Origin of the sequence: Dactylosporangium aurantiacum, from assembly GCF_000716715.1 — a bacterium.
Lineage (GTDB): Bacteria > Actinomycetota > Actinomycetes > Mycobacteriales > Micromonosporaceae > Dactylosporangium > Dactylosporangium aurantiacum.
On record NZ_JNYJ01000038.1, the window covers coordinates 226,072 to 246,392 of the forward strand.

General features: G+C 72.8%; 15 protein-coding genes. 9 read left to right on the top strand and 6 right to left on the bottom strand.

The window, feature by feature from the left end; genetic code table 11:
* Nucleotides 1-91 precede the first annotated feature (91 nt).
* Complete coding sequence (locus OP18_RS35995; protein WP_081971388.1) at nt 92-481, bottom strand: DUF3263 domain-containing protein; 390 nt, start codon at nt 479-481, stop codon at nt 92-94.
* A gap of 73 nt (nt 482-554) precedes the next feature.
* The gene (locus OP18_RS36000) at nt 555-1,340 is read right to left on the bottom strand and encodes a DeoR/GlpR family DNA-binding transcription regulator (RefSeq protein WP_033363574.1); all 786 of its coding nucleotides are present in this window, start codon (nt 1,338-1,340) and stop codon (nt 555-557) included.
* 185 nt (nt 1,341-1,525) lie between these two features.
* On the opposite strand from OP18_RS36000, the gene OP18_RS36005 reads away from it, so the two are divergent.
* Together OP18_RS36005 and nagA are read left to right on the top strand one after the other, a co-directional pair.
* A complete protein-coding gene (locus tag OP18_RS36005; RefSeq protein WP_033363575.1) occupies nt 1,526-2,500 on the top strand; it encodes an ROK family protein in 975 nt (324 codons plus the stop codon).
* Complete coding sequence (nagA, locus tag OP18_RS36010) at nt 2,497-3,606, top strand: N-acetylglucosamine-6-phosphate deacetylase (RefSeq protein WP_033363576.1); 1,110 nt, start codon at nt 2,497-2,499, stop codon at nt 3,604-3,606. The genes OP18_RS36005 and nagA overlap by 4 nt, the downstream gene beginning before the upstream one ends.
* A gap of 23 nt (nt 3,607-3,629) precedes the next feature.
* On the opposite strand, the gene OP18_RS36015 is transcribed toward nagA, so the two are convergent.
* Nucleotides 3,630-4,583 carry a lactonase family protein gene (locus OP18_RS36015; protein WP_162189879.1) on the bottom strand — a complete coding sequence of 318 codons (954 nt, stop codon included), beginning with the start codon at nt 4,581-4,583 and terminating at the stop codon, nt 3,630-3,632.
* Nucleotides 4,584-4,683: 100 nt separating this feature from the next.
* Here OP18_RS36015 and OP18_RS36020 point away from each other — a divergent pair, with 100 nt between their 5' ends.
* Both OP18_RS36020 and OP18_RS36025 read left to right on the top strand, forming a co-directional pair.
* On the top strand, nt 4,684-5,685 hold the full coding sequence (locus tag OP18_RS36020) for a fatty acid desaturase family protein (RefSeq protein WP_033363577.1): 1,002 nt from the start codon (nt 4,684-4,686) through the stop codon (nt 5,683-5,685).
* A 72-nt stretch (nt 5,686-5,757) separates the two neighbouring features.
* Nucleotides 5,758-6,324 carry a DUF1684 domain-containing protein gene (locus tag OP18_RS36025; protein WP_033363578.1) on the top strand — a complete coding sequence of 189 codons (567 nt, stop codon included), beginning with the start codon at nt 5,758-5,760 and terminating at the stop codon, nt 6,322-6,324.
* A 40-nt stretch (nt 6,325-6,364) separates the two neighbouring features.
* Here OP18_RS36025 and OP18_RS36030 read toward each other — a convergent pair whose 3' ends face one another.
* Complete coding sequence (locus tag OP18_RS36030) at nt 6,365-7,477, bottom strand: hypothetical protein (RefSeq protein ID WP_033363579.1); 1,113 nt, start codon at nt 7,475-7,477, stop codon at nt 6,365-6,367.
* 125 nt (nt 7,478-7,602) lie between these two features.
* On the opposite strand from OP18_RS36030, the gene OP18_RS36035 reads away from it, so the two are divergent.
* The 3 genes from OP18_RS36035 (at nt 7,603) to OP18_RS36045 (ending at nt 11,584) form a co-directional block, all read left to right on the top strand.
* Nucleotides 7,603-9,429, top strand: coding sequence for an NAD-binding protein (locus tag OP18_RS36035; protein WP_245635637.1), 1,827 nt, complete (start codon nt 7,603-7,605; stop codon nt 9,427-9,429).
* Nucleotides 9,430-9,538: 109 nt separating this feature from the next.
* Nucleotides 9,539-10,747: a trypsin-like serine peptidase gene (locus tag OP18_RS36040; RefSeq protein WP_033363580.1), complete on the top strand. Its 1,209-nt coding sequence runs from the start codon at nt 9,539-9,541 to the stop codon at nt 10,745-10,747.
* A 45-nt stretch (nt 10,748-10,792) separates the two neighbouring features.
* Complete coding sequence (locus OP18_RS36045) at nt 10,793-11,584, top strand: phosphatase PAP2 family protein (protein ID WP_063745681.1); 792 nt, start codon at nt 10,793-10,795, stop codon at nt 11,582-11,584.
* On the opposite strand, the gene OP18_RS57910 is transcribed toward OP18_RS36045, so the two are convergent.
* Both OP18_RS57910 and OP18_RS36050 read right to left on the bottom strand, forming a co-directional pair.
* Nucleotides 11,488-11,730 carry a hypothetical protein gene (locus OP18_RS57910; protein WP_156090032.1) on the bottom strand — a complete coding sequence of 81 codons (243 nt, stop codon included), beginning with the start codon at nt 11,728-11,730 and terminating at the stop codon, nt 11,488-11,490. The two genes, OP18_RS36045 and OP18_RS57910, sit on opposite strands and share 97 nt — an antisense overlap.
* A gap of 91 nt (nt 11,731-11,821) precedes the next feature.
* Nucleotides 11,822-13,201, bottom strand: coding sequence for an MFS transporter (locus OP18_RS36050; protein WP_033363581.1), 1,380 nt, complete (start codon nt 13,199-13,201; stop codon nt 11,822-11,824).
* Between the two features lie 102 nt (nt 13,202-13,303).
* Here OP18_RS36050 and OP18_RS36055 point away from each other — a divergent pair, with 102 nt between their 5' ends.
* Both OP18_RS36055 and OP18_RS36060 read left to right on the top strand, forming a co-directional pair.
* Nucleotides 13,304-14,164 carry a helix-turn-helix transcriptional regulator gene (locus OP18_RS36055; protein ID WP_063745682.1) on the top strand — a complete coding sequence of 287 codons (861 nt, stop codon included), beginning with the start codon at nt 13,304-13,306 and terminating at the stop codon, nt 14,162-14,164.
* 174 nt (nt 14,165-14,338) lie between these two features.
* Entirely contained in the window at nt 14,339-20,149 is a 5,811-nt protein-coding gene (locus tag OP18_RS36060) for a ThuA domain-containing protein (protein WP_033363582.1), read from the top strand.
* The last annotated feature ends 172 nt before the right edge of the window (nt 20,150-20,321 follow it).

Below are 20,321 nucleotides of genomic sequence, written 5' to 3' on the forward strand. Positions count from 1 at the left end.
GACGCCCGCGGTCGATCAGGGCACTGGAGCGGACCAGCCGGGCCGCTGGTGACACGAGGACGGACACCAGCGCGGGCGGCCGCCGTGTTCGTCAGCGGCGGCGGGAGCGGGAGGCGCGCAGGCGGCGCAGGCGCTGCACGACGACCGGCTCGTGCGCGAGGGCCAGCGGGTCGTCGAGCAGGGCGTTGAGCAGCTGGTAATAGCGGGTCGCGGACAGGTTGAACGTGTCGCGGATGGCCTGCTCCTTGGCGCCGGCCTGGCGCCACCACCGCCGCTCGAAGTCCAGGATCCGCTTGCCGCGCTCGTCGAGCTCCGGCGGCTCCTCGACCGCGGCGACGTCGAGCCCGCCGTCGCCCTCGGCACCGTCCAGATCCGCGTCCAGATCGGTGTCCAGATCCGCGTCCAGATCGGTGTCCAGGAAGTCGTCATGGGTCGACGGCTGTGCCGGGACACGAGTGGCGGCGAGGTCGTCGCGCTGCATCGTCGCTCCCAAAGGTCCGGGGGTCGGCCCAGCCTACCGGCGCCCGCCGGTGATCGCCCGCACCCGCGACGGGCTATGCGGTGACGATCTTGACGCCGGCGGCGCTGAAGGCGGCCAGGGTCTCCGGGGTGGCGTTGAAGTCGGTGACCAGGGTGTCGATGCGGTCGATCGGGCAGATCCGGGCGAACGCGTGGCCGCCGAGCTTGGAGCTGTCGGCGATGATGACGACCCGGCGGGCGCGGGCGACCATGAGGCTGTTCATCGCCGCCTCGCCCTCGTGGTGGGCGGCCGCGCCGAGGGTGACGTCGAGCGCGTCGACGCCGAGCAGGGCGATGTCGAGGGTGACGTCGCGCAGGATGTTGCCGCCGAGCGGGCCGACGAGCTCGAAGGACTGCGGCCGGACCACGCCGCCGGTCACGACGATCTTCATGCGGGAGCGCACGAGCAGCTCGTTGGCGATGTTGAGCGCGTTGGTGACCACGGTGAGCTGGGCGTCGTCGACGCCGCCGGTCAGCTCCGGGCGCACGGCCAGGGCACGGGCGACCTCGGTGGTGGTCGTGCCGCCGTTGAGGGCGACGACCATGCCCGGGGAGACCAGGGCGGCCGCGGCGGCGCCGATACGCTGCTTCTCGGGGGCGTGTTTCGCCGTCTTGTACCGCAGCGGCAGGTCGTAGGAGACGCCGTTGGCGACCGCCCCGCCGCGGGTCCGGGTGATCATCTGCTGCTGCGCGAGCTGGTCGAAGTCGCGGCGGATCGTGGCCTGCGAGACGTCGAGCCGCTCGGCCGCGTCCTCGACGCTGATCCGGCCGCTGTCGGTGAGGATCTCGAGGAGCGCGTTCCAGCGCGCATAGCGGTCCACGGGCCCCTCCCCTGCGCGTACGGTGCGAGATGTGTGCACAATAATGCGCGAAACTACGGGTAAACGCAAAGGCAACTGCTCGAACTAACCCGGGGGGTACGGTTGCCAGCCTGCCCGGCAGTGCGCAATGATGCGCGAACCCGCCGAGTTTCATGCCACATCGATCAGCGCGAGGACGAGCCCGCATGACGCAGACCGTGATAGCCCTCGATGTGGGAGGGACCGGGATCAAGTGCGCGCTGGTCGGCGCCGAGGGCGACGCACTGCACCAGGTGCTGCACGCCGAGCGGCACGCCACCGGCCGGGAGCGCGGGCCCGAGGCGGTCATCGCGACGATCCTCGACATCGCCGAGGGCCTCGCCGCCACGGCCCGGGCGAAGGGCCTCGAGCCGCGCGCCGCCGGGCTGGTCGTGCCCGGCGTGATCGACGAGCGCGGCGGCGTCGCCGTCTGGGCCGCGAACGTCGGCTTCCGGGACGTGCCGCTGAAGGCCCTGCTGGAGGAGCGCCTCGGGCTACCCGCGGCCCTCGGTCACGACGTGCGCGCCGGAGGGCTCGCCGAGGCGCGGCTGGGCGCCGGGCGGGGACACTCCTACGTGCTGGTCATCCCCATCGGCACCGGCATCGCCGCGGCCAACGTGGTCAACGGGCAGGTCTACACGGGCGCGCACGGTGCCGCCGGCGAGATCGGCCACATCGTCGTGCGCCCGGACGGCCCCGAGTGCGGCTGCGGCCAGCGTGGCTGCCTGGAGTCGATCGCGTCGGCGTCGGCGGTCGGCCGCCGGTACGGCGAGCGGGCCGGCCGCCCCGCCACCGCCGAGGAGGTCGCCCGCCTGGCCGCCGAGGGCGAGCCGGCCGCGGTCGCGGTCTGGCAGGAGACCATCGACGCCCTGGCCGACGGGCTCATGACCGGCATCGCGTTGTTCGACCCGGCGGTCATCGTCCTCGGCGGCGGCCTCGCCGAGGCGGGCGAGGCGCTGCTGGCGCCGCTGCGGGCCGGGGTCCACGCCCGCGTGACGTTCCACCGCGAGCCGGCCATCACCCGGGCCGCGCTCGGCGACGAGGCCGGCTGCCTCGGCGCCGCCCTGCTCGCCCTCGACAGCCTCGACAGCCCGGCCAGCAACAGCGCAGACAGTTCAGACAGCTCAGGAGGAACGCGATGACGGTGGTGTCCGGCGTACGGGTGATCGCGGGCGACCGCGTGATCGACAACGGCTTCGTCCGGGTCGAGGGCGACCGGATCGCCGAGGTCGGTCAGGCCGCGCCGGGCAGCGCCGACAACGTGACCGTCGTGCCCGGGTTCGTGGACATCCACGTCCACGGCGGCGGCGGCGCCACCTTCACCACCGGCGACCCCGACGCCGCCCGCACCGCGGCCGCGTACCACCGCGGGCACGGCACCACGACCCTGCTGGCCAGCCTCGTGACCTCGCCGCCGGACCTGATGCTGTCCGCGACCAAGGCGTTCGCCCCGCTGGTCGCCGAGGGCGTCCTGGCCGGGGTGCACTTCGAGGGCCCGTACCTGTCGCAGGCCCGCTGCGGCGCGCAGAACCCGGCGTATCTGCGCCACCCCTCCCTCGACGAGCTCACCGCCCTCATCGACGCCGGCGAGGGCGCGGTGCGCATGGTCACCGTCGCCCCCGAGCTGCCGGGCGCCCTCGACGCGATCAAGCTGCTGGTCTCCCGCGGGGTCGTGGCCGCCATCGGCCACACCGACGCCACCTGGGAGGAGACCCTCGCCGGCGTCGAGGCCGGCGCGACGGTCGGCACCCACGTCTTCAACGGCATGCGCCCGCCGCACCACCGCCAGCCCGGCCCGGTCTTCGCCCTGCTCGGCGCCGCCCCGGTCACCTGCGAGTTCGTCGCCGACGGTGTGCACCTGCACGACGGCACCCTCGCCTTCGCCGCCTCCGTCACCGGCCCCGGCCGCGCCGCGCTCATCACCGACGCGATGGCCGCCGCCGGCATGCCCGACGGCGAGTACGACCTGGGCGGCCAGGGCGTCGCCGTCGCCGGGGGCGTGGCCCGCCTGACCCGCGACGGCTCGATCGCCGGCAGCACCCTCACCATGGACGCCGCCTTCCGCCGCGCCGCCGGTGCCGGGCTGTCCCTGGTGGACGCCTCCCGGATGGCCTCGGCCACCCCGGCCGCCGCGATCGGCCTCGGCGACGAGCTGGGCACCCTGCGCCCCGGCCTGCGCGCCGACCTCGTCCTGCTCGACGACGCCCTCCAGGTCACCCGCGTCATGCGCGCGGGCGCCTGGGTCTAGGGCGCCCGCGCGGGGCGCCGCGGCTACGGCAGGTGCACGACCGCGCTCGGGGACGGGTGCTCCAGCACGACCCGGCCGGGCTGCGGCACGCCGGTCCGCGGGTCCAGCTCCAGCAGCGTGACCGTGTCGGAGTGCTGGTTGGCGACGACCAGCGCGCCGTCGATCAGGGTGAAGTGCCGGGGCCAGGTGCCGCCGGTGGAGACCTCGTCCAGCGGGGACAGGCCCGCGTCGGTCACCTCGAACGTGGTGATCGTGTCGTTGCCACGGTTGGCCACGTACAGGCGGGTGCCGTCGGGTGCGAGGAGCAGCTCGCTGGGCAGGTTGTCGCCCGCGGGCGGGACCAGCACGGACGGCCGCACGTCCAGGACGTCGAAGTCGGCGCTGTACGTGGCGACGGTCGAGGCCAGCTCGTTGGCGACGAACACGCGGCCGTCGGGGTGCAGCGCGAGGTGCCGCGGGCCGCTGCCCAGCGGGGTCGTGGACGTGACGCGCTGCCGGTGCAGGGTCCCGTCGGCGGCCAGCCGGTAGTGCACGATCTCGTCCAGGCCGAGGTCCACGACGTACACCAGGTCGCCGCGGACGGTCACCTGGTGCGCGTGCGGCGCGGTCTGCCGGTCGGGATGGACGCTGTGGCCGGCGTGCTGCGCGAGGTCGGTGCGGGCGGTCAGGGCACCGCCGGCGTCGACGGCGAACACGGACACGCTGCCGCCCCGGTAGTTGGCGGACAGGACGAACCCGTCGGTGACCGCGAGGTGGCACGGGGAGGCGCCGCCCGTCGGCAGCGAGCCCAGCGGGGTGCCGTCGGGGCGGAACGCGGCGACGTGACCCTCGTCCAGCTCGGCGACCGTGTAGATCACGCCGGTCGGGCCCACCGCGAGATACGACGGCGATGACGCCCGGATCGGCGCGCCCGCCGGCTTGAAGTCGTCGTCGAAGATCGAGATCTGGTCGGCGTAGGAGCCGATGAGCACTGGCACCCTGCCCACCCTAACGGTGCCCGCTGGTAGGGCCAGCACCACCACAAACAGCGGGGTTGCCCGGCTCGATCACGGGCCGCCGGCTCGCGAGGCTGGACCCATGACACTGCTGGCCGACCGCACCTCCGACTTCACGACGTTGTCCAAGCGCATCCGTGCGGCCGGTCTCCTCGACCGCCGGCCCGGGTACTACGCCCTGCGGTTCACCCTGGTGGGCGCCCTGTACGCCGGCGGGTGGGCGGCGCTCGCCCTCACCGGCTCGTCCTGGTGGGCGCTGCTCGTGGCGGCGGTGCTCGCCGTCGCCTACGCCCAGGTCGCCCTCGTCGCCCACGACCTGGCGCACAGGCAGGTGTTCCGCGGCCGGCCCGCCTCGGAGGTGTTCGGCCTGCTGCTGGGCAACCTCGGCATCGGCATGAGCTACGGCTGGTGGATGAACAAGCACACCCGCCACCACGCCAACCCCAACCACGAGGAGCACGACCCGGACGTGGCGCCGGACATCCTGGTCTGGTCGACCCGGCAGGCGCGGGAGGCCAAGGGCCTGGCCCGGCTCGTCGGCGGCTGGCAGGCGGTGCTGTTCTTCCCGCTGCTGCTGCTGGAAGGGTTCAACCTGCACGTGTCCAGCGCCCGCGCGATCGGCAGGGTCAAGCGCTCGAAGCTCGAGGGTTTCCTGCTGTACGGGCACTTCGCCGCCTACCTGGTCGCCGTCTTCGCGCTGCTGTCGCCGGGCGTGGCGCTCGCCTTCATCGCCGTGCACCAGGGGCTGTTCGGCCTGTACCTGGGCCTGACGTTCGCCCCGAACCACAAGGGCATGCCCACCCTCACCGGCGACGACGAGCTGGACTTCCTGCGCAAGCAGGTGCTGACCTCCCGCAACGTGCGCGGCGGGGTCTGGGTCGACGTGCTGCTCGGCGGACTGAACTACCAGATCGAGCACCACCTGTTCCCCAACATGCCGACCCCGAACCTGCGCAAGGCCCAGCCGATCGTGCAGCGGTACTGCGCCGAGATCGGCGTGCCCTACCTGTCCGCGACGTTCGTCGACTCCTACTCCCAGGCGCTGCGCCACCTGCACGCCGCAGGGGCGCCGCTGCGCGGCTGACGCCAGTACGGTGACCCGCATGCCCGCCGGTGCTGGTCGGCGGGACGGTCAAGATCCGGTAGCGTCGGGGGTGTGGACGCACTGTCGCTGGCCGACTTCCGGGCCCGGGTCGCCGCCATGTACTTGTCCGATGTGGACATCGCCGGCTTCCGGGCGGCGCGCGACGAGCTGTTCGCGACCCACCCGCAGTCCGCGGCGCCCGGCCCGCTCAAGTACTTCCCGGTCGACCCGGCGTTCGCCGTGGTGGTGCCGATGGAGCCGGCCGGCGGCTCGATCGAGATCGCGACCGGCGGCGAGGACGGGGTCCTGCGCTACGAGCGCGTCGGGGTGCTGCCGACCCCGTGGGGGCGGCTGACCCTGTTCTGGCTGGCGGCCTACGGCGGTGGGCTGTTCCTGCCGTTCCGGGACGCCACCTGCGGCAAGGAGTCCTACGGCGCCGGCCGCTACCTCACCGACACGGTCAAGGGCACCCACGGCCGCGGCGTCGCGCTGGAGCCCGACGGCCGGGTGCGGCTGGACTTCAACTACGCCTACAACCCGTCGTGCGCGTACGACGACGCGTGGGCCTGTCCGCTGGCCCCGTACGAGAACCGCCTCGACGCCGAGATCAGGGCGGGCGAGCGCACGTACCACCAGTAGGGCCGGCCCCCGCGCGGGAGCCGGCCCTGCACGCACTGGGTCAGCGGCCGCCGAGCAGCCCGCCGACGAGCGGCAGGTTGCCGCCCGCGATGCCGTTGAGCATCGGCAGCCCGCCGACGACCGGCAGCGCCTCCGCCGCGGCGTGCCGCGGGCGGTAGCCGCCGGCGTGCCGCGGCGCGTACGTCTTCTCGGTGACCAGGGGCAGCTGGCTCGCCGCCCGGGGCAGGGCGCCGGTGGTCGGCACCAGCCGGTTCGCGACCGCGGTGGTGCTGACGCCGGGGGTCGGGCCGACGCCGCCGATCACCGGGACGCCGGTGACCGAGTCGTTCTTCAGCACGTCGCTGCCGCCGAGCGGCACGTCGCCGACGACCGGCAGGCCGGTGCCGGCCTCGGTGCCGGCCTCCATGCCGGCCTCCATGCCGGCCGCCATGCCCTGGACACCCTGCGTGCTCTGGACCCGCTGGACCCGCTGGCCGCTGGAGCGCTTGCCCCCGCCGAGCGGGATGGCGAAGTCGTCGACGGGCTTGAGGGTGCCCTGCACCGGCAGGCCGCCGACGAGGGGCAGCGCGCCCGTGCCGCCGCCGAGGCCGCCGACCAGCGGCAGGCCGCCGCCGGCGGTGTTGCCCAGCGGCAGGCTCGTCGCCTCGGCGCCGACGTTCGGGAACGCGGTGCGGGTGTCGGCGATCGACGCGCCGCGCAGCGGGTCACCCGCGGCGACCGGCATGCCGGCCACGCCCGGGAGGCCGAACTGCTGCAGCGAGCCGACCAGCGGCAGCGCTGCGACGGAGTCCTCGGTCGGCAGCGTCCTGCCCGGCGCCGCGGAGATGTTGGCGACCTTGCTGGACGTCGTGCGGGGCAGGCCCAGCATCTCGGTCGGCAGCAGGCTCAGCACGTCGGGCAGCTGCTGGCTGGTGACCTGCGTGCTGGTGGTGCGACGACCCGCCTGCGAGCTGCTGGCCGCACTCGTGTCGATGCGCGAGCCGTGCGCCTCGAGCTGCAGCGACTGGTTGTTGGGACCCCCGGCGGGCGAGAAGAGATCGTCCAGCTGGCCGGGCACCAGGGCGTCATCGGCATGTGCGGCACCGGCACCGAGCAGCAAAATGCCGCCGGCCACACCGACGGTACCGACCGCCCGGCGAAACCACGTGTTCATCCTCGTAAACCAATCTGGTCGACAAATCCGATCGCCTGCTCAACGACCAACCCGGACAAAGTGACGCGCCTGTCGCCGATCGACCGGGACATCGAAGGGTGGTGATCATCGCTAGGATCGGCGGTGTGGAGTCCGAATCCTGGTTGATGCGCCGGCTCCGCAGCGGCCTTCCGCGAGCGCAAGCCATCACCCGTCCGTGGTCGCTGGAGCCCGCCGACGCACCCCACCGCACGCCCCGGCCGGCCGCCACGAAACGCATCGTCGTCTGGGGTGACGACCCGCTGGCGTATCGCCTGATCGAGGAGCTGATCCACCAGTACGGGGTGCACGTCACCGCGATCCTGCCCAGCGTCGACCGGCGGCACGGGCCCGACATCGCCCGCCTGCTGCGCGAGCGCGGCGGCCGGGTCGTCGAGGCGGCCAACGCCGACCGTGACGCGTTCGAGCTGGCCGGGCTCGCCGAGGCCGACGCCCTCGCGCTGGTCAGGCAGGACGACATCGGCAACCTCGACGCGGCGCTGCAGGCCCAGGAGGTCAACCCCGGGCTGCGGCTGGTCATCCGGATGTTCAACCTGCGCCTCGGGCAGAGCGTCCGGCGCAACTTCGCCGACGCCCGCGTGCTGTCCGACGCGCAGATGGCGGCGCCCGCGTTCGTGTCGGAGGCGCTCGGCGAGGTCGCGCCGGTGCACGTCCGCGTCGCGCGGCGCACCCTCTTCGTGGCCCGGCGCTCCGAGGTGCGCGCCGAGGACGTGATCTGCGGCCTAGCGGTGACCGCCGGCGACGGGGAGCCGGTGCTGCTGCCGGCCGATCAGGCCGCCGCCGACCTGGTCCTGGCCGTCGCGACCGGCGAGCCGGTCAGCACCGTCGTGGCCCGCGAGGACGGCCCGGACGTCACGCCGGCGCGGCGCCGCCGGCGACGCCGCTGGCGCTGGCTGCGCAACCCGTGGCGGGCGTACCGCGGGCTCGTCGGCCGGCGGCTCTGGACCACCGCGATGATCATGATCGGCCTGCTCGCCGCCGGCACCGCGATCATCGCGCACTACAAGCAGATCTCCTGGTGGGACGCCGCGTACGTGACGCTGCTGTCCGAGCTCGTCGGCGCCGGGCCCGACCTGCAGGCGCGCTGGCCGGAGAAGGTCGTCACGGTCCTGCTCAGCCTGGTCAGCATCGCGCTGATCCCGGTCGTCACCGCCGCGGTGGTCGAGGCGGTCGTCAACGCAAAGCTGGCCATCGCGCTGGGCCGGCTGCGCGAGCCGCTGTCGGACCACGTGGTGCTGGTCGGCCTCGGCAACGTCGGCACCCGGGTCATGCACGCGTTCGTCGACCTGGGCGTGCCGGTCGTCGTCATCGACCGCAACGAGAACGCCCGGGGCGCCCAGTCCGCCCGGGACCGGGGCGTGCCGTTCATCGTCGGCGACGCCAGCCGGATCGCCACGCTGCGGGCCGCGTCGGTCGACACCAGCCGGGCACTGGTGGTGGTCTCCACCGACGACCAGGCCAACCTGGAGGCGGCCCTGGAAGGGCGGGAGCTCAAGCCCGACCTGCGGGTCGTGCTGCGCCTGTTCGACGGCGCGTTCGCCGACCGGGTGCAGCGGGCGTTCGGCATCACCGCGTCGCGCAGCGTGTCGTACCTGGCCGCGCCCGCGTTCGCCGCGGCGCTGCTGGAGCGCGAGGTGATCGGCACGATCCCGGTCGACCGCAAGGTGCTGCTGCTCGCCGAGGTGCCCGTCGTCGCCGGCTCCGACCTCGACGGCGGCCAGGTCGGCACCGCGCAGGACGTCGGCGAGGTCCGGGTCCTCGCGGTCACCACCGCCGGCGGCCGGCAGACCGTCTGGGGCCCGCCGGCCAGCTACGTGCTGTGCGAGGGCGACCTGCTCATCGTGGTGGCGACCCGGCTGGGTCTGGGCAACCTTTTGGCGCAGACCGGCGGCACGGTCGACCCAACTCCCTGAGTTCCCGCCTCCTCGGCCCGGGATCCGTCGTTGAATGAGGCGGATCGCCCGATTTACCCCTAACAGTCCGGGCGGTTCCTTCATGCGGACCATCGGGAGGAATGCGCTCATGCGCTCATACGCTCTGCTGGCGACCGGGGTGTGCGCCGTCGTCGCGCTCACCGGGGCAGGTGTCGCCGCGGCGACATCGTTCAAGCCCGCACGACCGCCGGCGTCGGCGTGGGCGGCGCCCGCGCACGACGAGCCGGCCCCCGAGCCGGCCGGGATCCTGGAGGCCGTCACCGGCGGCGTCCTCGAGCGCGCCACGACGTTGCGCTACCCCGGCGCCGACTACGTGAAGGTGCACTTCTCCCGGCTCCAGCTCGACCCCGGCGACACCGTCACGGTGTCCGACGCGAGCGGCGGCGAGATCCACCGGTACACCGCCGCACAGCTGCGCGACGCGGACAACTGGACGATGTCGGTCTCCGGGGAGTCGGCCACGGTCAGCGTCGAGCGGGCCGGGGCCGACCGGCTCGGGATCCGCTCGAAGCTCGCCGGCCTCGGCGTCACCGTCGACCGGGTCGCCCGCGGCCAGACGCCGACCGAGCGGGCCGAGGCCGAGGCCAGGCGCAAGGCCGCCGCCGCGGCGCAGCGGCACGCGGAGAGCATCTGCGGCCACGACGAGAAGCAGGACGCGGTCTGCTACAAGTCGGCCGACCCCGTCGCGTACGCCAACGCCAAGCCCGTCGCCCGCATCCTCATCAACGGCGTGGAGCTGTGCACCGCGTGGCGGCTCGGCCCGAACAACCGCATGATGACCAACGCCCACTGCTTCACCACCACCCGCGAGGCGCGCAACACCGAGGTCTGGTTCAACTACGAGTGCGCGCAGTGCGGCGGCGGTCCCACCCTGCGCCCTGTGAAGGTGATGGCCGACCAGGTCATCGCCACCCACGACGTGCTGGACTACACGCTGTTCACGGTCCGCAACTTCGACGCGATCGCCCGCTTCGGCTACCTGCAGCTGGACGACCGCGCCCCGGTCCGCGGCGAGGAGCTCTACATCCCGCAGCACCCGCGTGGCATGCCGACCGTCATCACCACCCACGACACCAGCGAGCGCAGCGGCAACTGCGCCGTGGCGAACCCCGCCTACGACGGCTACGACGTCGACACCGACATGTCGTACTACTGCGACACCGACGGCGGCTCGTCCGGCTCGCCCGTCATCTCGCGGCGCACCAACAAGGTCATCGCCCTGCACCACTTCGGCGGCTGCCCCAACTCCGGCGTCCGCATGGACCACATCGCCGCGGACATCCGGGGCCTGTTGTAAAGCTCCTGTGAAGGACATTTCCCAGGGTCGGGTAGCGTTTTCCGGATGCGGAACGTGCGCCCGGCCCTGTGGTTCGACCTGGTGCTCCTGGCACTCTTCGCGGCGGTCACGCTCGCCCTGGCGCTGCGCACCCCGGTGCTGTCGGTGGACCTCGCCGTGCGCGACCTCGTCGACGCGCACCGCCCCGCGTGGGCGTACTGGACCGCCCGCGGGTTCAACTACCTCGGCCAGGGCGGCCAGGTCCTGACCCCCCTCGCCGTGCTGACCGCGGCGTTCGTCGGCTGGCGCACCCACTCCGTGCGCCCCGCGCTGCCGGTCATCGGCGGCTTCGTCATCACGTACCTGACGATCGGCCCGCTGAAGATCTGGACCGACCGCACCGCGGCCAGCGACCACAAGGTCGCCCACCCCGAGTATCTGTTCCACGTCCCGACCGGGATGTCGTACCCGTCGGGCCACGTGGTCAACGCGATCGTCTGGTACGGCGTGCTCGCCATCCTCCTCGGCGGCCTGCTGCGCCCCGGCCACCTGCGCGCCATCCGCTACGGCGCCCCGGCGATCGTGCTGTTCACCACGACGTACCTGAGCTTCCACTGGCTCACCGACGGGCTCGCCGCCATCTGCCTCGGCTTGGTGCTGGACCGCGTCCTGCAGCGGGTCCCCTGGGACCGGGTCCCGCTGCCCGCCTGGTTCACCAGGCGCGGCTGGTCCGGCCCGATCGGGGTCGACCGGACCGGCGGTCAGGCGCTCTCGTCCCGGACCACCATCGGCGGTTCGTTGAACTCCATCCCGTCCAGGGCGGCCCGCAGGCGTGGCAGGTCGCCCTCGGCCAGCTGAAAGGACGCCCGGCAGATCTTGTCCACCCACAGCGACACGACCACGGTGCCGCGCATCGGGTGACAGGTCACCCGCATGGTGCGGTCGTCGCCCCGCACATCCTCGAACACGTCGCCCGACTTGGGCAGCGCCACAAGCTCACCCATGCAGTCCATGCTGCGGTACCGCACGCTCGTCCTTCAAGACTTCGGCGTGCCGATCCCCCAGGCCCTCATCCGCCAGGCCACCCGCCACCGGTCACCGGGGCCGGCGCACGGCCAGGGTCGCGGCGGCGGCCAGCAGCGACGCGACGCACAGCGTGGCGTCGGTGACCGCGGCCGCCGACGGTGCCGGCGCGAGCGAAAGGTACACCGTGCCGAAGGTGGCCACGCCGAGGACGGCGGCGAGCTGGGTGACGGTGGCGACCACGCCGCTGGCGTCGGCGGCGACCGCGGGCGGGACGTGGGCCAGGGCGACGCCGATGAGCGGGCTGAACGCGGCGCCCAGCGCCAGGCCGTACACCGCGCTCGCGGCCAGGTACGCCGGGCCCAGCGGCCGGTCGTCCCGGATCGTCCACGCCATGAGGGCGTAGCCGGCGGTGACGACGAGCAGGGCGGCCGGGATGACCCGGCGGTGCCAGTGCGCGGGCAGGCGGCGCCAGTTGAGGCTGCTCACGGCGAAGCCGACCGCGGCCGGCACCAGCACCAGGCCGGCCCGGGCCGGGCTGTAGCCGAGGTCGCGCTGGGTGTGTAGGCCGAGCGTGAACAGGAACCCGGCGTAGGAGGCCATCACGGCCAGGATCGCCAGGCAGGCGGGGACCAGCCCCGGCGAGCGCAGCACCAGGCCCGAGATGAGCGGCGCCGGGCCGCGCCGCTGCACCGCGGCGAAGGCGCCGAAGAGCGCGCCGGCCGCGGCGAGGCTCGCCCAGGTCCACCACGGCCAGCCCGCCTCGTGCCCCAGGACCAGCGGCAGGACCAGCGCCAGCACCGCGGCGGCGAGGGTGGCCACGCCGAGCGGGTCCAGGGTGCGGGCCCGCGAGCCACGGTCGGCGGGCAGGTGCCGGCGGCCGAGCAGCAGCAGGGCCAGCCCGACCGGGACGTTGACCAGGAAGACCGGCCGCCAGCCGGTGCCTAGCAGGTCCGCGTCGGTGAGGAAGCCGCCGAGGGCCTGCCCGGCGACGGCCGCGCCGGCGAGGACCGCGCCGTAGAGGCCCAGCGCCCGGGTGCGGGCCGGGCCGGTGAAGGCCCGCTGGATGATGCTGAACACCTGCGGCACCATCAGGGCCGCGCCGGCGCCCTGCAGCAGGCGGCAGGCGATCAGCGCGCCGGTCGACGGGGCGAGCCCGCACAGCAGGGACGCGGCGGTGAACGCGGCCAGCCCCGCCTGGAACGCGCGGCCGTGGCCGTGCCGGTCGCCGAGGCGGGCGCCGGTGACGAGCAGCACGGCGTACGAGATGGCGTAGCCGGCGACGACGAGCTGCAGGCCGGCCCCGGTCGCGTGCAGGTCGACGCGGATCGACGGCACCGCGACGTTGACGATCGAGACGTCGAGCACGGCCATGAACTGGCCGCCGAGGACGGTCGCCAGCAGCGCGCCGCCGGCCCGTGCGACCGGCGGCCGGTCAGTCAGAACGGTCATGTCCGCAGCCTGCGCGGGCGCCGGCACCGGTAACGAGAGCCCGCTCATCCTGGTACCGGCAGCACCTGGCAGCACCGGCGCGGCGGCGCGACGATGGAGGGCGTGACCGCGACGTCCCGGGCCGAGCTGGCCGCCTTCCTGCGCTCCCGCCGGGCCCGGATCACCCCCGCGGACGTCGGCCTGCCGCCCGGGTTCCGGCGCCGGACGCCCGGGTTGCGGCGGGAGGAGCTGGCGCAGCTCGCCGGGGTCGGCGTCACCTGGTACACGTGGCTGGAGCAGGGCCGGGCGATCAACGCGAGCGTCCAGGTGCTCGACGCGATCGCCCGCACGCTGCGGCTCGACGAGGCCGAGCGGGAGCATTTGTACCGGCTCGCCGACGTCCCGGCCTTCACGCCCCAGCCGGCCGCCTGCCCGCTCGAACCGCAGATCCAGCTGATCCTGGACGGCCTGGCGCTGCCGGCGTGCGTGTACAACGGCCGCTACGACCTGCTCGCCTGGAACGCGCCCTACGCCCGGCTCTTCGCCGACCTGGTGCGCCGCACGGGCCGCGAGCGCAACGCGCTCTGGCACCTCTTCGTCACCCCCGAGTGCTGCATGCCGTTCGTCAATCTCGCCGAGGAGCTGCCGCTGATGGTGGCCACGATGCGGGCCACGTTCGCCCGGCACCTCGGCGAGCCGGCGTGGGAGGGGTTCGTGCGCGACCTGTCCGCGGCCAGCCCCGCGTTCGCCGCGGCGTGGCAGTCGCACGACGTGGCGGTGCCCGGCAGCCGGTTGAAGATCTTCCGCCACGGGACCCTCGGCGACCTGCGGCTGGCCACGCAGAGCATGCAGCTCGCGGGCACCCCGGAGGCCCGGATGATCGTCTACGCCCCGGGCGACGCGGCCACGGCGGCGGCGCTGCGGCGGCTCGAGGCGGCCGGGACGGGGTTCGCGGGCTGCACCAATCACCGCGAACCCGCCTGAGCCGGACACGGCTCTTTACCGGGACTGCCAGCGCGGTTAGTTTGTTAGGTAACACAACGAACCACGCACGGACCGGTTGACTCCTCGGCGGGAGAAGACCGGTCCTTTCCGCACAGCGTCTTTCGGCGAGCCGCTGCGCGCAGCGTCCTGTGTCCACCCCGCACAAGGAGCTCCGTGTTCACCACCCGCCGGCGCGCTTCACGCGCGCTACTCAGCCTTGCCGCAATATCCCTCACAGCGACAGCGGCGGTCACCATTCCCACCCCCGCCCTGGCCGCACCGATCCAGAACCCGCTCCAGGCACCCGCCGTCCCGCAGGCGCAGGCCGTCGAACCGTTCGACGTGCTCGTGTTCTCCAAGACCGCCGGGTTCCGTCACGACGCCATCCCCGCCGGTATCACCGCCATCCAGCAACTCGGCGCCGCCAACGGCTTCACCGTCGACACGACGGAGGACGCGGGCGCGTTCACCGACGCCAACCTCGCCAAGTACGAGGTGGTCGTGTGGCTGTCCACCACCGGTGACGTCCTCGACGCCAACCAGCAGGCCGCCTTCGAGCGGTACATCAAGGCCGGCGGCGGTTACGCCGGCGTGCACGCCGCGAGCGACACCGAGTACGACTGGCCGTGGTACGGCGAGCTCGTCGGCGCCTACTTCACCAGCCACCCGGCGCAGCAGACGGCCACCATCAAGGTCGAGGACCCGGCGCACCCGTCCACAAAGGACCTGCCGGACCGGTGGAGCCGCTACGACGAGTGGTACAACTTCCGCGCCAACCCCCGTAGCAAGGTGCACGTCCTGGCCAGCCTGGACGAGACCAGCTACACGCCCGGGACGGGGGCGATGGGTGCGGACCACCCGTTCGCCTGGTGCCGCGACTACGACGGCGGGCGTTCCTGGTACACGGGCGCCGGCCACACGCAGGAGTCCTACTCCGATCCGCTGTTCCTGTCGCACCTGCTCGGCGGCATCGAGACGGCCGCCGGCGTGCTCAAGGCCGACTGCAGCGCCTCGCTGACCAGCGGCTTCGAGAAGGTGACGCTGGACAGCAACACCAACAACCCGATGGAGCTCGCGCCCGCTCCCGACGGCCGGGTCTTCTACATCGAGCGCGACGGGCGGGTGCAGATCGTCAAGCCCGATACGCACACGACCGTCACCGCCGCGACCATCCCGGTCTTCACCGGCAACGAGGACGGGCTGCTCGGCATCACGCTCGACCCGGGCTTCGCCCAGAACCACTGGGTGTACCTGTACTACGCGCCCAACGGCGGCGGACCCCGCAACGTGCTGAGCCGGTTCACGGCCGTCGGTGACACGCTGGACCTGAGCAGCGAGAAGCAGCTGCTGCAGGTCGACACCCAGCGCAACACCTGCTGCCACGCCGGCGGCACGATGACGTTCGACAGCGCCGGCAACCTGTACCTCGCCACCGGTGACAACACCAACCCGTTCGAGTCCGGCGGCTACGCCCCGCTCGACGAGCGCGCCGGGCGCCAGGACTACGACTCGCAGCGCACCTCCGCCAACACCAACGACCTGCGCGGCAAGGTCATCCGGATCAAGCCGCAGGCCGACGGCACCTACACGGTCCCGGCGGGCAACCTGTTCCCGGCCGGCACCGCGAAGACCCGTCCCGAGATCTACGCGATGGGCTTCCGCAACCCGTTCCGCATCGGCGTCGACCCGAAGACGAACACGCTCTACGTCGGCGACTACGGCCCGGACGCCAACCAGGCGAGCCCGGACCGCGGCCCCGGCAACACCGTCGAGTGGAACATCGTCGGGCAGCCGGGCAACTACGGCTGGCCGTACTGCACCGGCGCGAACGTGCCCTACCGCGACTACACGTTCCCGTCCGGCCCGTCCGGCCCGGCGTTCGACTGCGCCGCGCCGGTCAACGACTCGCCCAACAACACCGGCCTGACGAACCTGCCGCCGGTCATCGCCGCCACCGTCGACTACGACTACGACGGCAACCCCCGCTTCCCCGAGATCGGTGGCGGCGGTGCGCCGATGGGTGGCCCCGTCTACCGCTTCAACGCCGCCTCCACCTCGCCGACCAAGTGGCCGGCGTACTACGACGGCAAGGCCATCTTCGGCGAGTGGAACCAGAACAAGCTCTACACGATGCAGGTCAGCGCCGACGGTAAGTCCCTCGTGGACATCAACCGGGCACTTGCCGGCATGAGCACGATCCGCCCGATGGACATGGAGTTCGGCGCCGACGGCTCGCTCTACCTCATCGAGTGGGGCACCGGCTTCGGCGGCAACAACGACGACTCCGGCGTCTACCGCATCGACTACATCGCCGGTGACCGGGCCCCGATCGCGCAGGCCACGGCCGCGCCGACCAGCGGGACCGCGCCCCTGGCGGTGCAGTTCTCCAGCGCCGGTTCGCGCGACCCGGACGGGCAGGAGATCACCTTCGCCTGGTCGTTCGGCGACGGCGGGACCTCCACCGAGGCGAACCCGACGCACACGTACACCACGAACGGCAACTTCACCGCCCAGCTGACCGTCACCGACTCCGAGGGGCGCAGCGCCACGGCGAACGTGCCCGTCACCGTCGGCAACACGGCCCCGAAGGTCACCATCACGCTGCCGCCGGACGGCGGCTTCTACGAGTGGGGCGACCAGGTCAAGTTCACCGTGACCGTGACCGACCCCGAGGACGGCACCATCGACTGCTCGAAGGTGCAGGTCCAGTACCTGCTCGGGCACGACGAGCACGCCCACCCGCTGAACCAGTACACCGGCTGCAGCGGCACCGTCCAGACGTCGCTGGCCAGCGGCCACGGCGCCGACGCCGACGTGTTCGCCGTCATCGAGGCGTCCTACGTGGACAATGGCGGCGCCGGCGGTGCCGGCCCGCTGACCGGGCGCTCGCTGGTCCAGCTGCAGCCCAAGCGCAAGCAGGCCGAGTACTTCGCGGCCACCGGGCGGGTGCCCGGCTCGACCGCCGGCGGCGACCCGGGCGTTCAGACGGAGACGACCAGCGACCCGCTGGGCGGCTTCCAGAACATCGGCTTCGTCGAGGAGGGTGACTGGTTCTCCTTCGCGCCGGCCAACCTCACCGGCATCAGCCAGCTGCGCATCCGCGCCGCCAGCAACAACGCCAGTGGCGGCACGATCCAGATCCGCACGGGCGCCCTGGACGGGCCGATCGTCGGGTCGGTCGCGGTGCCCGGCACCGGCGGCTGGCAGACCTATGTGGACCTGACGGTCGACGTCACGCCCAGCACCTCGTCCGGGCCGCTGTACTTCATCGCCACCGGTTCCGGCGCCGGGTACAACATCAACTGGGTCGACTTCATCGGCCGGGGCGTCACCGACAACGCGCCGCCGGTGGTCACCGCGGCGGCCACGCCGACAACCGGGACGGCGCCGTTCAACGTGGCGTTCACCGGCTCGGCGACCGACGCCGAGGGCGACACCCCGCTCACCTACGCGTGGGACTTCGGCGACGGCGGCACGGCCACCACGGCCAACGCCAGCCACACCTACACCGCGCCGGGGACGTTCACCGCGACGCTGACCGTCACGGACGCCCGCGGCGCCAAGGGATACAGCAGTGTGTCCGTGCGGGTCGAGGCGGCGAACACGTCGTGCTTCGGTGCGCGCTCCGACGACTTCCTCGGGTCCAGCCTGGACCGGACGAGGTGGACGGTCGTGCGGGAGAACCAGACGTTCTCCGTCACCGGCGGGTCGCTGATCCTGCCGACGGCCGCCGGTGACCTGTACAGCACCCGCAACGACGCGACCAACCTGGTGCTGCAGCCGGCCCCGTCCGGTGCGTGGCAGGCGACCACGAAGGTCACGCTGCCGGTCACGGCGAACTACCAGCAGGCGGGCCTGATCGTCTACGGCGACGACGACAACTACGCCAAGGTCGATCTGCTCTACAACGGCTCCCGCCGGGTGGAGTTCATCCGGGAGAGCGCCGGCACGCCGCGCAACGAGAGCGCCGACGCGATCAACGCCCAGGCCGGTGACACGTACTACGTGCGGATCGCCTCCGACGGCACCAACCTGACCGCGTTCTACTCGGCGGACGGCACCACGTTCGTCCCGGTCGGACGCTCGGCGGCCCTCGCGGGCATCGCCAACCCGAAGGTCGGCCTGTTCGCGCTCAACGGCGGCACCACCGCGCCGGTGGTCAACGCGAGCTTCGACTACTTCCAGCTCGCGCCCGATGAGCCGGCCACCGGGGCCTCCCCGAACGACGAGTTCACCGGGTCCACGCTGGACCACTGCCGGTGGAACGCGATCGTGCGGGAGGACACCACGAAGTACCGGGTCGCCGGCGGTGCCCTGCAGATCGACGTCCCCAACGGCGACATCTACGGCACCGGCAACACCAACCCGACCAACTTCATCCTGCAGAAGGCGCCCACGGGTGACTTCACGATCGAGACGAAGGTCGACGGGTCACTGTTCAACGAGCAGTACCAGCAGGGCGGCCTGATCGTGTACGCCGACGACGACAACTACGTCAAGCTCGACTTCGTCGTCGACAACCAGGCCGGCCAGACGGTCTCGCGGCGCCTGGAGTTCCGCAGCGAGATCGGCGGGGCCGTGCAGAACCCGCAGCCCGGGGTGAGCAACCTGACCGGCTCGGTCTGGTACCTGCGGCTGGCCAAGGCCGGCAACGTCTACACCGGCTCGTACTCGGCGGACGGCGTCACCTACACCGCGTTCGAGACCCTCACGAACGCGGCGGTGGCGAGCGGCATCAAGGTGGGTCTGTACACCCTCGGCGCCGGTCAGACGGCGTCGAAGCCGGCGTCGTTCGACTACTTCCACCTCAGCACCGCCGCGGCGGACACGACCGCGCCGACGGTGACGTCCACCGTCTCCTCGGACGTCCCGCCGACGGCCGGCTGGTACACCGGCCCGGTCACCGTGACCCTCGCGGCGACCGACAACGCGGGCGGTTCGGGCGTCGACAAGGTCGAGTACCAGCTCGACGCCGACAGCACCTGGACGGCCTACACCGCACCGGTGGCGATCAGCGGTGACGGCACGCACACCGTCAAGTTCCGGGCCTCGGACAAGGCGGGCAACGTCGCCGCCGTGCAGACGGCGACCGTGAAGATCGACGCGACCGCGCCGGTCACCACGGCGGCGTTCGCACCGGCGAGCGACGCCGGCTGGCACAACGGCGCCACCCCGGTGACGCTCGCCGCCACCGACGCCGGCGCCGGCGTGGCGAAGATCGAGTGGTCGCTGGACGGCGGCCCGTGGACGCCGTACACGACGCCGGTCAACGTGACCGGTGACGGCCAGCACGAGCTGCTCTACAAGGCCACCGACGGGGCCGGCAACACCGAGACGCTCAAGTCGGCGATCCTGAAGATCGACGGCACCGCGCCGACGGTCATCGTCGCCGGCCTCGCCGACGGCCAGCTCTACGGCGACAGCCAGGACGTCCGCGTCACCTGGCAGGCCATCGACCCGGTCTCCGGCATCCGGTCGGTCACCGGCTCGCTGGACGGCGGCGCCTACCAGACCGGCACGCTGCAGGCCATGTACGAGCTCGACCTCGGCATGCACGAGCTGGTCGTGGTCGGCACCGACAACGCCGGCAACGCCACCACCAGCACGGTCCGGTTCTTCGTCACCACGTCGTTCCGGGACATGCAGAACCTCCTCGACCGGTTCAAGGCGACGAGCCGGCTGACGAACAAGGCGTACACGCAGCTGTCCGACCAGCTCGCCAAGGCCCGCAAGGCCGAGGCGAGCGGCAACGACACGAAGGCCCTGAAGGAGCTCGCGACCTTCCGTAGCCTGCTGACCGCCAAGCTCGTCCCCGAGGTGGAGGTCCGGGACACCCTCATCCGCGACGCGGACGCGATGACGGTGCGGCTCGGCGGCACGCCGCCGAACAACGCCGGCCTGAACGCCAACGCCGGCAAGTCCCTGAAGGGCACCGGCCGGCTCGACGAGGACCCGAACCGGTTGAAGAAGAACGGCAAACTGTGAAGTTTCTCGTCGCGATCCTGGCATTCACGATGCTGGGGCTCGCCCCCGGCGACCTCACCCTTGAGGTCGCCGGGGACGGCGCCGAGGGGGTGACCGTCCGCGCGTTCGGCGCGGACGGCCGCCCCGCCGAGGGCGACCTCCGGCTGGTGCTGACCGCCACGGCGGAAGGCGG